The sequence below is a fragment of the Stenotrophomonas sp. genome, assembly GCF_050737075.1.
Taxonomy (GTDB): Bacteria; Pseudomonadota; Gammaproteobacteria; order Xanthomonadales; family Xanthomonadaceae; genus Stenotrophomonas.
On record NZ_JBOHXV010000006.1, the window covers coordinates 43217 to 57863 of the forward strand.

A 14647-nucleotide genomic window follows, 5' to 3' on the forward strand; every position below is an offset into this window, starting at 1 on the left:
TCCTCAGCCGACCTTGCGAACGGGCACAGCGTCTGCCGTGTAACGGCTTGCCTTGTGCGGCAGACCCAGGTGATCGCGCAGCGTGGCGCCCTCCAGCGTGCCCCGGTGGTAGCCGCGTGCCTCCAGGATCGGCAGCACCAGGCCCACGAAATCATCCAGCCCCTCGCGCTGCGCGGAGAAGCCCAGGATGAAGCCGTCGCTGGCACCGGCCTCGAACCAGCGGATCAGTTCGTCTGCCACCTGCTCCGGCGTGCCGATGAAGTTCGGCCGCGGGCTGACCGCCTGCAGCGCCACCTGGCGCAGGGTGAGCCCCTGCGCGTGCGCATCCTGCTTGATCTTGTCGGTGGTGGAGCGGAACGAATTGCTGCCGATGTCACCCAGCGCCGGGAACGGGGCATCCGGGTCGTACTGGGTGAAGTCATGGTGGTCGAAGAAGCGTCCCAGGTAGGCCAGCGCGTCATCGAGGGTGGCGAGCGCGGCGATGGCCTGGTACTTCGCTTCCGCCTCCTCGGCAGTGCGGCCGACGATAGGACCGATACCGGGGAATATCTTCACGTCGGCGGCGCTGCGGCCGTGCGCAATCGCGGCGTTCTTCACCTTGTGGGTGAACGTGCGTGTTTCCTCCAGCGAGGGCGCGTGGGTGAATACGGCATCGGCGTACTTGCCCGCCAGCGCGATGCCATCATCTGACGCACCGGCCTGGAAGATCACCGGCTGGCCCTGCGGCGAGCGCTGGATGTTGAGCGGGCCTTCAACCTGGAAGAACTTGCCCTTGTGGTCGAGGCGGCGGAATTTGTCCGGATCGAAGAACGTACCGCTCTCGCGGTCGCGCACGAAGGCATCGTCGTCCCACGAATCCCACAGGCCCTGCACCACCTCCAGGTACTCATCGGCGATCTGATAGCGCAGCGCGTGCTCGGGATGCGCGCGGCCATAGTTGCGCCCGGAGCCCTCCAGCGGCGAAGTCACCACGTTCCAGCCGGCGCGCCCGCCACTGATCAGGTCCAGCGACGCGAACTGGCGTGCCACCGTGAACGGATCACTGTAGGACGTGGAGAGCGTGCCGGCCAGCCCGATCTTCGAGGTGGCCGTGGCCAATGCTGATAACAGCGTGAGCGGCTCGAAGCGGTTGAGGAAGTGCGGAATGGACTTCTCGTTGATATACAGCCCATCGGCGACGAAGCCGAACGCGATGCCGTGGTTTTCGGCGGTGCGCACCACGTCGATGTAGAACGCCAGGTTGACGCTGGCATCGGGCACGTTGGAGGGATGCTTCCAGGCATGCATGTGGCTGCCGGGACCCTGCAGCATGATGCCGAAGGGAATGGGACGCGGGGTCTTGCTCATGACGGCGCTCCTGCGGGGTCAGGCCACCGCCGCGCGCGGCGCGGGCGACAGCAGTTCAAGGGAGGTGAGGCGTGCATCGACATCGGCGACCGGCGCGTCGAGGATGAATTCGCCGACGCCGAAGCGCTGGTGCAGTTCGTCCAGCGCACTGCGCACCTGGTGGCCATCCCCGGAAAGCACGCTGGGGTGGGTTTCCTCGATGCGGTAGCCCGCCACGCCGACCTGGTGCGCGTACTCGGCGGCGGCCTCGGCGCTGGGCAGGTTCACGGTCTGCCCTGGGCCAAGGTGCAGTTTGTAGATGCGCAGCGCACCCAGGTGCGCGGCCGCGGCGTCGGCACTGCGCGCGGCGAAGGCCACCGTCGCCAGCAACGGCGCCTGCGAGGACACGTCGCGGTACGCACTGAACGCCCTTTCGATGTTGCGCGGATCGCCATCGAAGTGGGCCGCGTACACGAACCCCCACCCCAACTCACCGGCCAGACGCGCGCTCTGCGCACTGGCGCCCAGCAGGAAGCGCGCCGGCGCGGTCTGCGGCACGGGTCGCGCCTGCACGCCGGCATGCGGATGGTCCGCCGCCAGGCTGCCGGACAGGAAACCTTCCAGATCGTGCAGCTGCTGCTCGAACGCCCCCGACGGCGCGCGGCCGGCGGCCAGTGCGGCCGTCGACGCAGGCAATCCACCCGGCGCCTTGCCAACGCCCAGGTCCACCCGGCCCGGCGCAAGACTGGCCAGCAGGTTGAAGGTTTCGGCCACCTTGTACGGTGCGTAGTGGCGCAGCATCACCCCGCCGGTACCGACCCGGATCCGCCGCGTCTGCGCCAGCACCCATGCCGCGAGCACCTCCGGCGCCGGGCTGGCCAGCTGCGGCGCAGCGTGGTGTTCGGCGAACCAGTAGCGGTGGTAGCCCAGGTGCTCGGCATGCAGCGCCAGCCGCAGGCTGTCGCGCAGCGCCTGCTCGGCGGTGCCGTCGTCGCGTACCGGGCTCTTGTCGAGCACGCTGATCAGATAGCTCATCGCATCGTCCTCTCAGGGATGGGCCACGGGAATGCCGAGCAGCCCGTTGAGCGCCGCCAGGATCGGCTCGGCCCCGGACACCACCTGGCGCTCGTCGTACGTGCCCGTGGCATGCGCGGACTGCACGCCCTGCGGCAGCACCAGTTTGGGCAGTGACTGGTCCTGCTCACCGATCTCGGCGATCACCTCGCGCCGCGGCCGGGCAAAGCCGATGCGACGCACATCCAATTGCGTATCCAGGCCGTCGATGCTCGACAGCGCCCCTTCGAGCAGCAGGCTGTGCCGGCAGAAGAAGCGCTGACCGGGCAGCTGGCCATCTTCGAATTCACGATCCAGCAGGAACAGGATCGGCTTGTGGGTGGGGTGTGCAGACACGAAACGCTCCTCGATCTGGCCGGCACCGCGGTGCCGTTGGACTATCGATGCTAGAGAAGGACCGGCGCGGGACTGCGCCGCAATTCGACAATCGGCGGTCGGATCCGGCCACGCAAATGCGCGTTGGCCATAACCAGACTGCCGCAGGTTATGGGCTTGCCTACGCGATGCGCCGCAAGACCACCGGGGGTGCCGCCTGCAGGTGGCTGGCCGCGCGTTCCGCCGCCAGCGCGATGCGTGCCTGCAGCGCGACGCTGCGGATTTCCGTCTCCTCGAAATCGGCGGGCGTGGCATACACCCCGATCGGCAGCGTGTGCGCCTGCAGGAAGCTGAACAACGGCCGCAACTGGTGGTCGATGACCAGCGCATGGCGTTCGCTGCCACCGGTCGCGGCCAACAGCACCGGCGTATCCACCAGCGCGTCCAAGCCGATGAAGTCGACCAGGTGCTTGAACAGGCCGGGGTACGAGCCGCGATAGACCGGCGCGGCGGCGATCAGCAGGTCGGCCGATTCGATCCGGCTCAACGCCTGCTCGATGCGCGGCTCCACCTCGTCGCGGGTGAGCGCCTGGCCGAGCGAGCGCGCGATGGGCGCCAGTTCGATCAGCTGCACGTCCATGTGCAACCGAAGCCGAAGTTGTGTGAGCACATGCTGCACCAACAGCAGCGTGCGCGAGGTGGCCGAGGAGGTCGGCGAACCGACCAGGGCAACGACGTTCAATGCGGTGGACATGCAGCTCTCCCTCAGAAGCGGTAGTGGACGCGGCCGTACCAGAACGCGCCGATGGTGCTCAGCACGTCGCCGGTGTCCCAGGTGGTTTCGATGCTGGCCACGTCGGTGGCGCTGCGCGCGTACTCGGGCACCTTGCGGGTGCGCTCGTCGAACAGGTTGTTGATGCCCAGCGTCGCGCTCCAGCCCGCGCCCAGTTCCACGCCGCCCGACAGGTTGGTGACCAGCACCGGCGGCTGCCGGTATTCGACGCCGTTGTTGAGCCGCTTGATCGGCCCGTAGTAGGTGAAATCGAGGTTGGAGCGCCAGCGCCCCTGCTGCCAGCCCAGCCCCGCAACCTGCGTGTAGGACGGGGTGCGGAAGCGCAGCGCGTACTCGCTCGACTTCGTCAGCAGGTTGATGTTGGGCAGGCCCTGCAGCACCACCGGGATGTCGCGCACCTTCTGGATCGTGGTGCGCCCCACGTTGGCCGCGTAGCTCCAGCGCAGCTTGCCCCAGTTGGTTTCCTGGTTCGCTTCCAGGGTCAGTTCCACCCCACGCGTGCGGGTGTCGCCCACGTTGGTGAAGTAGCTGGCGTAGAACGCATCGCCCGGCAGGATGCTGATGCCGGCGCTGGCCAGCAGCGTGTCGATGGTGTTTACCTGTGCGGGCGTAAGCACCGTGCCGCTGTTGTCGGTGATGCGGTTGGGGTCCTGCGCGTTGTAACCGATCTGGCTGGACTGCCCGAGTTGGCCACGAATGTCGATCTGGTACGCATCCACGGCCAGGTGCACCGCCGGACTCGGGTCCCAGGTCACGCCGAGGCTGTAGTTGTTGGCCTTTTCCGGCTGCAGCGGCGTTGCGCCGAGTGCGATGGCGGCCGGAGAGGACACCTGCGCCACCAGCGTGGTACCGCACGGGCAGCTGCCAGTGGCCTGGTAGTACTGCGCGCCCAGGCTGGGGGCGTGGAAGCCGTTGCTCACCGTGGCGCGCACGCCGAACGCATCGGTGAAGTCAAAGCGCGTGGTGAGCCGCCCGGTCGACACGCTGCCGAAGTCCGAGTGGTCTTCCCAGCGCGCCGCCGCGTCCACGTACCAGCGCGAGGTGACGTTGGTGGCCGCACCGGCATACACCGCCTTGCTGTTGCGGGTGGCCTGCACCGCATCGGCGGTGGAATAGCCGACGAACGCGGCCGCGCCGAAACCGGTGTACGACTCCCACTGCCCTGCCCCGCGTTCGTACTTCTCGTGCTGATACTCGGCGCCGGCGCTTACCTGCAGCGGCGAGGCGAACGCGGCCACGTCGAAGCCACGGCGCAGGTCCACGTTGGCAATACGCTGCTGGTAGTCGAGGCGGCCCACGTAGAAGTCGGTGGGCGCACCGGGGTAGATCAGCGAGAAGTTGGCTGAGTCGCGGGTGTAGGTACGCACGGTGCTGCGATTGGCGGTGAGGCTGGTGTCGTACTCCCATCCTGCCCAGCTGCCCTTGACCCCGGCGGTGCCGGTGGTCTGCTTTTCCTTGGTCTGCAGGATCGGCAGGAAGCCATCCGGCCAGACGTTCAACACCGTGGGCGCCTTGTAGGTACCGAAGATCGTCGCCGGCAGGCGGAAATTCTGGATCGCCTGGGCGGTGCGGTTGCTGGCCGTGGCGGTGGCGTAGAACTGCGCGTCATCGCCCAATCCGTGGCCGACGTTGGCGGCCAGCGCCTTGAGCGTGTACGAGGGCGAGCTCAGGATGGTGTTGGCTTCCGGGTTGCGGGTGGCCTCGGCCGGGTTCTCGGTGGTGTTCGGCGGCAGCCGGTTGTTCGGGCGCAGCGCCACCAGGTTGCCGTTGGCATCGACCGCCGGGTAGCTGAGGTACTCATCGACATAGCGGCGCGGGCGGATCGCGTGGTGCTGGCGGGTGTATTCGCCGGAGAGGTTCACGAAGCCGTCGGCGCCCCACGGCAACCCGACGTTGGCGCGCACGCTGGTGCGGGTGCCATCGCCGTCGATGCTCTGCCCGCTTTCCACCGACAGATCACCGCCCTGCGCCTGCGACTTGAGGATGACGTTGATGACGCCGGTGATCGCATCGGAGCCGTACAGCGCGGACGCGCCGTCGCGAAGGACTTCGATATGGTCCACCGCCGCGACCGGAATCAGCGCCAGGTCGGTCCAGGCATGCCCCGGAAAGCCGCCGCCGTTGGCCCCGCTGACGTAGGCGCTGGCATTGCGGCGTTTGCCGTTGACCAGCACCAGCGTGTAACCCGGCGACAGGTTGCGCAGCTGGTAGCCACGAATCAGGCTTTCCTGGTCGCTCTGGTAGCCGCCGATCTGGCTCAGCGACGGCAGGCTGCGCTGCAGCGCCTCCAGCAGGTTCGCCTGCCCGGTGTTGACCAGGTCCTCGGCCGAGATCACATCGATCGGCGTCGAGCTGTTCTTGACCGTGCGGTCGCTGGTGCGCGAGCCGGTCACCACCACGGCATCGAGTGTGGAGGCAGCCGCCACCGACGAGCTGGCCACGGCATCGGGCGGCGCGTCGGGACGGGCGGCCACGGCGGGGGCAGCAAGGACGAGGGCGATCATCACGGAGAGCGGACGCAGCAGCATGTCGGGACCTGATCGAGGACAGGCCCCCATTCAACAAACTGCGCCCACCGCGCAACAGCCATCAACGCGCCACGCACACCCCACATCCCGCCACCCACATGACCACAGGGAATAACGAGGTAGCGACACGCCATGCGTGTCCCACGTAGACCCCGATAGCATCACGTAATGCCGAACCACCACCCGCCCCCCCACCATCGCCATCGTCGCCGCCCACGGCCAGGGCCTCTTCGAACTCGGCTGCGCGGTAGGCCTGTTCGCCCCCATCCGTCCCGAACTCGACGTCCCCTGGTACACCACCCAGCTATGCGCCGCCGAACCCGGCGCACTCCGCATGCTGGGCAGCACCCAGGTGCAGCTCCCACACGGTCTGGAAGCACTCGACCACGCAGACACCATCATCGTCCCCGGCTGGCGCGACCCTGCCGAGCGTCCACCGCAGGCACTGTTGGATGCGCTGACGCGCGCCCACAGGCGCGGCGCACGCATCGCCTCGATCTGCTCCGGTGCATTCGTGCTCGCATGGGCAGGCCTGCTCGACGGTCGCAGCGCGACCACGCATTGGCGCCTGACCGACACACTCGCGCGCGCCTTCCCGGCCATCACTGTGCGCGAGGACGTGCTCTACGTAGACGCCGGCAGCATCATCACCTCGGCGGGTTCGGCCACCGGCATGGACATGATGCTGCACCTGGTCCGCAAGGATTACGGCGCGCACGTCGCCAACCTTGTCGCCGAGCGATTGGTACTCGCGCCGTGGCGTGACGCCGAGCGCAGCCAGCGCGTGGTGCGCTCGATTCCCAACGGCGAACCGACGCGGCTGGCACGCCTGATGGAATGGATCCGCCGCAACCTGCGCGAGGAACACTCGCTGCGCAGCCTGTCCGAACATGCCTCGCTCAGCCAGCGCACGCTGCAGCGTCAGTTTCTGGAAGCCACCGGTCTGTCACCGATCGACTGGCTGATCCGCGAGCGCGTGGCCTTCGCGCGCGAACTGCTGGAAACCACCAATCGCCCGCTGCACTGGGTGGCCGAACAGGCCGGCTTCGGCTCGCAGGAATCGTTCCGCCGGCATTTCCGTGGGCAGACCGAACTCAGCCCGACGACCTATCGCGAACAACATCGCGGTAGCACCAACGCCTATGCGTTGACCGGCTGCTGACGACGTCAGTGCTGCACGCGTTTGTTGCGCGCATGGATCATCCAGCCCTGCGCGGCGATACCGATGAGGAACACGACGAAGCAGCCCAGCAGGGTCTGCAGCACCACCGGCGCCATCGGGGCAGCCGCCAGCGGATGCGAGACCGGCAGACGGGTCAGCGACTCATTCACTGCGGGCACCAGACCCAGCAGGAAACTGAAGGAAAGCGCGAACGCGGAGAGGTATGGCCGGAGCCGCCCAAGAAAGCCGAGCCTGTTTACCAGCACCCCACCGAACGCCACCAGCAGCACCACGATGCCGAAGGCATGGCCAGGATTGAGGCCGCCCGTGCTGGAGACGGTGAACGAGGTGGCCACCGCGAGGATCAGGCCGACCAGATACAGCTTGCCGGCGCCGGTGGCGGGATCGATCTTCCTGTAGCGCACGAATGCGTAGAGACCTGCGATCACGGGGATGAGGCTGATGGCGGTGTGGAGTACACCGAGTGTTGAGAGCGGATGTGTCATGGGAGCGATCCTTAATTGAACCTACTAGTAGGTAGTCTTGATGGTCATGAAAAAGCCCGCACAACGCGGGCTTACGAAAAACGATTCAACGCGGTGCAGTCACCCGGGCAACCGACAGCCGCGCAAGGGCCACGAACGTCTGCGCATCACCGAAGCCGCGCGCCGCCAGCATGGCCCCATGCACCGACGCCATGAAGGCCCTCGCCTCGTCCGACGCTGCGCCCTGCAGCTGGAACTGCCCCTGCGCGACGCCTTTCTCCAGCGTGGCCGTCAACCAGTCACTGAGATCCTCGAAGTGCCCACGCACTTCGTCGGCAATCTCCGCCGGAATCATCGGCGACTCTGCGGCCAGCATGGCGCAGATGCAGAACGACGCCGTGCCACCCGTGATGCAGTTGGACCAGTAGTCGACATAGGCATTGAGTTCCTTCAGCGGGTCACCCAGCTGCCTGTCCAGCATCGCCAGGCCCTCGCGGGCTTCAGCGCGGTACAGCGCCACCACCGTGCGCACCAGCTCGGCTTTGCTCGGAAAGTGATGGTGGATGCTGGCCTTGCTGATGTTCACCCTGGCCGAGATATCGGCATAGCTGAAGCCGTTGTAGCCGCCTCGTTCAAGCAATGACCGGGCTTCCGCGACAATCTCGGCGGCCTTGGGCGAAAGGGCTTCAATCATGACCATGTACAAGAGCGACCTGGCGGCACAGTGCCGATATCTTCAATCTACTAGTTGGTAGACTCACAGTCAACTGCACGACCCGGCCTCAATGCGAGGACACATACTCTGACCCCGGGAACGCGGGCGGCAAGCTGAAGCTCCCGCGCATGCGCCGCGCTTCACCGGCCGGGGTCGAACCGAAGAGCCGCTTGAACTCGCGATTGAACTGCGACGGGCTGGCGTAGCCGACCGCGTACCCGGCCGTCTCCGCGCTCACGCCTTGGCGCACCATCAACAATCGCGCCTGGTGCAGGCGGGTGGATTTGAGGTATTGGATGGGCGTGGTGCGGGTAACGTCCTTGAAGTGGACGTGGAAGGTGGGCACGCTCATGCCCGCCTCGCCGGCCAGCTCCGCCAGGTCAAGCGGCTGCGCGTAGTCGGCGTGGATGCGGCGCAGCGCCCTGCCGATCCTGCCGAAGTGCCCCCGCATCGCCAACGCGGCACGGATGGTTGCCCCCTGCGGGCCGGACAAGACGCGGAAGTACAGCTCACGTACCAGTCCCGGACCCAGGATGGCCGCTTCGACGGGCTGCTGCATCGCTTCAAGAAAACGCAGCACCGTGGTCCGCAGCGCGGGATCCATGCGGCTGGAGACCATGCTCTCCGGGGCCGGCTGCTCGGCACCCCCCGCCGCATCCAGGGCAAGCGCCAGCTCGGTGGCGAGCGCAAAGTCCAGGTGCAGGTAGATCGCCAGGAGGGGACGCTGCGGTGTGGCGTCGGTTTCCATGGTGAACGGCACCGGCACCGACACGGCGAGGTAATGCTGCTCGTCATACAGGTACATCTGCCCGCCGAGATAACCGCGCTTGGCCCCTTGGCAGACGATGACGATACCCGGGTCGTACAACACCGGCGTGCGGACCAGGGGACGATCCGAACGCAGGATGCGTACCTGCGGCAGCGCGGTCACGGAGTACCCCTCCGTGGGAGCCAGCGCCTGAAGCAGCTCCACCATCCGTGGCTGCTGCGCGGGGTCCTCATTGCCACGGTCTACGGCCACGACGGCATGCTCATACGAATAGGCAAGAATTCAGCAAGAGTAGCCCTGCCAAACGATCGGCTCAATACCTATTGTGCGGATTCTCCCTCTACTGGACCTCACCCATGACCTCCCCCAGGCGCCTCCTCATCACCGGTGTCAGCAGCGGTTTCGGGCGTGCGCTCGCCCGCGAGGCCTTGCTTGCCGGCCACAGCGTCGTCGGCACCGTACGCAGCCCACAGGCCCTGCACGAATTCGAACAGCTTCATCCCCACCGCGCGACCGGGCGCATTCTGGATGTCACCGATGTCGACGCCATCGACGGTGTGGTGGCGGACATCGAACAGAACATCGGGCCGCTGGATGTGCTGGTCAACAACGCCGGCTACGGACACGAGGGCATCCTGGAAGAATCACCGCTGGACGCTATGCGCCGCCAGTTCGACGTCAACGTATTCGGCGCGGTCGCCATGATCAAGGCCACCCTTCCCTATATGCGTGCGCGCCGGCGCGGCCACATCCTCAACATCACCTCGATGGGCGGCTTCATCACGATGCCGGGCATTGCGTACTACTGCGGCAGTAAGTTCGCGCTGGAGGGAATTTCCGAAGCGTTGGGCATGGAAGTGAAGCCGTTCGGGATCCATGTCACGGCGGTCGCGCCGGGTTCGTTCCGCACCGACTGGGCCGGCCGTTCGATGTCGCGCACGCCGCGTTCGATCGCCGACTACGATCTGTTGTTCGATCCCATCCGCAAGGCGCGGGAGGACAAGAGCGGCCACCAGCCTGGCGATCCGGCCAAGGCCGCACGCGCGATGCTGGCCGTTCTGGACAGCGATGCGCCGCCCGCTCACCTGTTGCTGGGCAGCGATGCTCTGCAGCTGGTGCGACACAAGCTGGATGCGATGGCGGTCGAAGCAACCGCCTGGGAAGCGCTCACGCGGTCGACGGATGGCTGAATCGGCAACGAAATGAACAAGGGCGCCTTTCGGCGCCCTTGTCGACCTGCGTAAGCGGGGCAGCGCCCCGCTCTACCGGGTGGGATTTATTCCCACTCGATCGTCGCCGGCGGCTTGCCCGAGATGTCGTACACCACGCGCGAGACGCCACGCAGTTCATTGATGATCCGGTTGCTCACCGTGCCCAGGAAGTCATACGGCAGGTGCGCCCAGTGCGCGGTCATGAAGTCGATGGTTTCCACCGCGCGCAGCGCGATCACCCACTCATACGCACGTGCGTCGCCGACCACGCCCACCGACTTCACCGGCAGGAACACCGCGAAGGCCTGGCTGGTCTTGTCGTACAGGTCGGCCTTGCGCAGCTCGTCGATGAAGATCGCATCGGCCTTGGCCAGCAGTTCGGCGTACTCGCGCTTCACTTCGCCGAGGATGCGCACGCCCAGGCCCGGGCCCGGGAACGGGTGGCGGTAGACCATGCTGCGCGGCAGGCCGAGCTCGACGCCGAGGCGGCGCACTTCGTCCTTGAACAGTTCGCGCAGCGGCTCGACCAGGCCCAGCTTCATGTGCTCGGGCAGGCCGCCGACGTTGTGGTGGCTCTTGATCACGTGCGCCTTGCCGGTCTTGCTGCCGGCCGACTCGATCACGTCGGGGTAGATGGTGCCCTGCGCCAGCCACTTGGCGTTGCTCAGCTTGTTGGACTCTTCGTCGAAGATGTCCACGAACAGGTTGCCGATGATCTTGCGCTTGGCTTCCGGGTCGCTCACGCCTTCCAGCTTGCTGAAGTAGCGGTCCGCGGCGTTCACGCGGATCACCTTGACGCCCATGTGCTCGGCGAACATCGCCATCACCTGGTCGCCTTCCTGCCAGCGCAGCAGGCCGGTGTCGACGAACACGCAGGTCAGCTTGTCGCCGATCGCCTTGTGCAGCAGCGCGGCGACCACCGACGAATCGACGCCACCGGACAAGCCCAGGATCACCTCGTCATCGCCGACCAGCTCGCGCACGCGGGCGATCTGGTCGTCGATGATGTTGGCGGCGGTCCACAGGGTCTGGCAGCCGCACACGTCCACCACGAAGCGGCGCAGCAGCGCCTGGCCCTGCAGGGTGTGGGTCACTTCCGGGTGGAACTGCACGCCGTACCAGCGCTTTTCTTCGTTGGCCATCGCGGCCACCGGAATACGATCGGTGGTGGCGGTGATGGTGAAGCCCGGCGGCGCCACGGACACGTGGTCACCGTGGCTCATCCACACATTCAAACGCGGCTCGCCGCCGTGGTCGCTCAGGCCCTTGAACAGCGCATCGGGGTGAACCACGTTGACTTCGGCATGGCCGAATTCGCGCTGGTCGGCGGCTTCGGTGGCACCACCGAGCTGCGCGGCCAGGGTCTGCATGCCGTAGCAGATGCCGAACACCGGCAGGCCGCTGTCGAACACTTCCTGCGGCGCGGCGGGCGCGCCCGGCAGCGTGGTCGATTCGGGGCCGCCGGACAGGATGATGCCCTTGGCGCCGAACGCGGCGATCTCGGCCGGGTTGTGGTCCCACGCCCAGATTTCGCAGTACACGCCGAGCTCGCGGATGCGGCGCGCGATCAGCTGGGTGTACTGAGCGCCGAAATCGAGGATGAGGATCTTGTCGTTATGGATGTTGGTCATGGCGCCCAGGCAAAGCAGGAATGAAAACGGAATGACAAAAAGCAGTAGCAGATAGAGAAAGAGGAACGGGAATCAGCTTCCTCGTTCCTCTTTGCTCATGCCGCATCAGGCGCGGTAGTTCGGCGGCTCTTTGGTGATCTGCACGTCGTGGACGTGGCTCTCACGCTGGCCGGCGCCGCTGATCTTGACGAACTTCGGCTTGCTGCGCATGTCTTCGATGGTGCCGCAACCCACGTAGCCCATGGTGGCGCGCAGGCCGCCCATCAGCTGGTGGATGATGCCGCCGACCGGGCCGCGATACGGCACGCGGCCTTCGATGCCCTCGGGCACCAGCTTGTCGGCGCTGGAGGCGTCCTGGAAGTAGCGGTCCTTGGACCCCTTCTCCATCGCGGCCAGCGACCCCATGCCACGGTAGCTCTTGTAGGAGCGGCCCTGGAACAGCTCGGTTTCACCGGGCGATTCCTCGGTACCGGCCAGCAGGCCGCCGATCATGATGGTGGACGCACCGGCAGCCAGCGCCTTGCCGATATCACCGGAGTAGCGGATGCCACCGTCGGCGATCAGCGGGATGCGATCCTGCAGTGCCTCGGCGACGAGGTCGATGGCGGTGATCTGCGGCACGCCGACACCGGCGACCACACGGGTGGTGCAGATCGAACCCGGGCCGATGCCGACCTTGACCGCGTCCGCGCCGCTGTCCAGCAGCGCCAGTGCGGCTTCGCCGGTGCAGATGTTGCCACCCACGACCTGCACCTGCGGGAAGTGCTTCTTGACCCAGCTGACGCGGTCCAGCACGCCCTGCGAGTGGCCGTGAGCGGTGTCGACCACCAGCACGTCCACGCCGGCAGCGACCAGCGCTTCCACGCGGCGATCGGTGTCGCCACCAACGCCCACCGCGGCACCGACCAGCAGGCGGGTCGAGATGTCCTTGGCGGCGTTCGGGTAATCGGTGTTCTTCTGGATGTCCTTCACGGTGATCAGGCCACGCAGGGCGAAATCATCATTGACCACCAGGATCTTCTCGATGCGGTTGCGGTGCAGCAGCTGCAGCACTTCGTCCGATGCGGCGCCTTCCTTGACCGTGATCAGGCGATCCTTCTTGGTCATGATATGGCGGACCGGATCGTCCAGCTCGGTCTCGAAGCGCATGTCACGGTGGGTGACGATGCCGACCAGCTGGCCACCGCCGTCCACCACCGGCACGCCGGAGATGTTGCGCGCCTGGGTCAGTGCCAGCACGTCGCGGATGGTGGTTTCCGGGCCGACCGTGATCGGGTCGCGGATGACACCGGCCTCGAACTTCTTGACCTTGGCCACTTCGGCGGCCTGCTGGTCCACGCTCAGGTTCTTGTGGATGATGCCCATGCCGCCGAGCTGGGCCATGGCGATGGCCAGACGTGCTTCGGTGACGGTATCCATGGCAGCCGACAGGATCGGAAGCTTCAGCCGCAGGTCGCGCGTCAGGCGCGTTTCCAGGGTGACATCCTTGGGCAGGATGATGGAATGGGCGGGGACGAGCGAGACGTCGTCGTAAGTCAGTGCTTCAGCCTGGATGCGCAGCATCGGCATACCCGAGATGTGGGGAAGCGCGACATTTTACCCTGATTCTGGCCCGATGGGCAGGGGGCAGATGCGACGCTGTGTCACGCCGGCGCGGCGCGTTCATGCGCCGGTTCGGCAGCCGGGCCGCACGACCAACGGTCGTGCGCTACCGCCTGGTAGGTGACGACCGTTGGTCGTCACGCCGTTGCGGGCGTCAGAACGCTTCGGCCGCCTCAATCGTGTTCTGCATCAGCGTGGCGACCGTCATCGGCCCCACCCCGCCCGGTACCGGCGTGATCCAGCTGGCGCGTTCGGCGGCGGCCTCGAAGCCGACGTCGCCGACCAGGCGGCCGTCGTCCAGGCGGTTGATGCCCACGTCGATGACCACGGCGCCGGGCTTGACCCACTCGCCCGGCACGATGCCGGGGCGCCCCACGGCGACCACCAGGATGTCGGCGTTGCGCACCGACTGCTCCAGCACGTCCTTGGGGGTGAACTTGTGGCAGCTGGTGACGGTGCAGCCGGCAATCAGCAGTTCCAGGCCCATCGGCCGGCCCACGTGATTGCTGACCCCCACGATGGTGGCGTTGCGGCCGCGCACCGGCTGGTCGGTATGCCCCAGCAGCGTGGTGATGCCGCGCGGGGTGCACGGGCGCAGGCCGAATTCACGCAGGGCCAGATGCCCCACATTCTCCGGGTGGAAGCCGTCCACGTCCTTGCGCGGGTCGATGCGATGAATGAGCCGGCTGGCGTCGGGGATGCCGGGCAGCGGCAGCTGCACCAGAATGCCGTGGATCTTCGGATCGGCGTTGAGCTGGTCGATCAGGTCCAGCAGCTGGGCCTCGTTGGTCCCGGCCGGCAGGTCGTAGTCGAACGCTTCGATGCCCACCTTCTCCGCCGCGCGGCGCTTGTTGCGCACGTAGACGGTCGAGGCCGGGTCGCCCCCCACCAGCACCACGGCCAACCCCGGTCGGCTGCCACCGGCGGCCAGGCGGGCATCGACGCGGACCTTGAGGCTGTCCAGCAGGTCTTCGGCGATGCGGCGTCCGTCCAGGATGCGGGCGGAGTGGGGGGCGGTCGAATCGTTCATCGAATG

The 14647-nt window shown here is 66.8% G+C and carries 13 protein-coding genes; 2 read left to right on the forward strand and 11 right to left on the reverse strand.

Features of this window, described 5'->3' with window-relative positions:
- Positions 1–3: 3 nt before the first annotated feature.
- The 5 genes from ACREPD_RS02445 to ACREPD_RS02465 form a co-directional block, all read right to left on the reverse strand.
- Complete coding sequence (locus ACREPD_RS02445; protein WP_431597815.1) at positions 4–1347, reverse strand: LLM class flavin-dependent oxidoreductase; 1344 nt, start codon at positions 1345–1347, stop codon at positions 4–6.
- A gap of 18 nt (positions 1348–1365) precedes the next feature.
- Positions 1366–2361 carry an MsnO8 family LLM class oxidoreductase gene (locus tag ACREPD_RS02450; RefSeq protein WP_431597816.1) on the reverse strand — a complete coding sequence of 332 codons (996 nt, stop codon included), beginning with the start codon at positions 2359–2361 and terminating at the stop codon, positions 1366–1368.
- Between the two features lie 12 nt (positions 2362–2373).
- Positions 2374–2736: a DUF3088 family protein gene (locus ACREPD_RS02455; RefSeq protein ID WP_421569578.1), complete on the reverse strand. Its 363-nt coding sequence runs from the start codon at positions 2734–2736 to the stop codon at positions 2374–2376.
- A gap of 160 nt (positions 2737–2896) precedes the next feature.
- Entirely contained in the window at positions 2897–3469 is a 573-nt protein-coding gene (gene msuE / locus ACREPD_RS02460; RefSeq protein ID WP_431597817.1) for an FMN reductase, read from the reverse strand.
- Between the two features lie 11 nt (positions 3470–3480).
- Entirely contained in the window at positions 3481–6036 is a 2556-nt protein-coding gene (locus tag ACREPD_RS02465) for a TonB-dependent receptor plug domain-containing protein (RefSeq protein WP_431597818.1), read from the reverse strand.
- Between the two features lie 334 nt (positions 6037–6370).
- Here ACREPD_RS02465 and ACREPD_RS02470 point away from each other — a divergent pair, with 334 nt between their 5' ends.
- A complete protein-coding gene (locus ACREPD_RS02470; RefSeq protein ID WP_431597819.1) occupies positions 6371–7198 on the forward strand; it encodes a helix-turn-helix domain-containing protein in 828 nt (275 codons plus the stop codon).
- Between the two features lie 5 nt (positions 7199–7203).
- Here ACREPD_RS02470 and ACREPD_RS02475 read toward each other — a convergent pair whose 3' ends face one another.
- The 3 genes from ACREPD_RS02475 to ACREPD_RS02485 all read right to left on the reverse strand — a co-directional run bounded on the left by ACREPD_RS02475 (position 7204) and on the right by ACREPD_RS02485 (position 9419).
- Entirely contained in the window at positions 7204–7704 is a 501-nt protein-coding gene (locus tag ACREPD_RS02475) for a hypothetical protein (protein ID WP_431597820.1), read from the reverse strand.
- Between the two features lie 85 nt (positions 7705–7789).
- Positions 7790–8377, reverse strand: coding sequence for a TetR/AcrR family transcriptional regulator (locus ACREPD_RS02480; protein WP_431597821.1), 588 nt, complete (start codon positions 8375–8377; stop codon positions 7790–7792).
- An 88-nt stretch (positions 8378–8465) separates the two neighbouring features.
- Positions 8466–9419: an AraC family transcriptional regulator gene (locus ACREPD_RS02485; RefSeq protein ID WP_431597822.1), complete on the reverse strand. Its 954-nt coding sequence runs from the start codon at positions 9417–9419 to the stop codon at positions 8466–8468.
- A gap of 104 nt (positions 9420–9523) precedes the next feature.
- Here ACREPD_RS02485 and ACREPD_RS02490 point away from each other — a divergent pair, with 104 nt between their 5' ends.
- Positions 9524–10357 carry an oxidoreductase gene (locus ACREPD_RS02490; protein WP_431597823.1) on the forward strand — a complete coding sequence of 278 codons (834 nt, stop codon included), beginning with the start codon at positions 9524–9526 and terminating at the stop codon, positions 10355–10357.
- Between the two features lie 86 nt (positions 10358–10443).
- Here the strand turns inward: ACREPD_RS02490 and guaA are convergent, their stop codons facing one another.
- The 3 genes from guaA to folD form a co-directional block, all read right to left on the reverse strand.
- Positions 10444–12009 (reverse strand): glutamine-hydrolyzing GMP synthase, encoded by a 1566-nt coding sequence (gene guaA, locus ACREPD_RS02495; RefSeq protein ID WP_431597824.1) that lies wholly within the window; start codon positions 12007–12009, stop codon positions 10444–10446.
- A gap of 105 nt (positions 12010–12114) precedes the next feature.
- The gene (guaB, locus tag ACREPD_RS02500; RefSeq protein WP_421569633.1) at positions 12115–13572 is read right to left on the reverse strand and encodes an IMP dehydrogenase; all 1458 of its coding nucleotides are present in this window, start codon (positions 13570–13572) and stop codon (positions 12115–12117) included.
- Between the two features lie 193 nt (positions 13573–13765).
- Complete coding sequence (folD, locus tag ACREPD_RS02505; protein WP_431597825.1) at positions 13766–14641, reverse strand: bifunctional methylenetetrahydrofolate dehydrogenase/methenyltetrahydrofolate cyclohydrolase FolD; 876 nt, start codon at positions 14639–14641, stop codon at positions 13766–13768.
- Between the last annotated feature and the right edge of the window lie 6 nt (positions 14642–14647).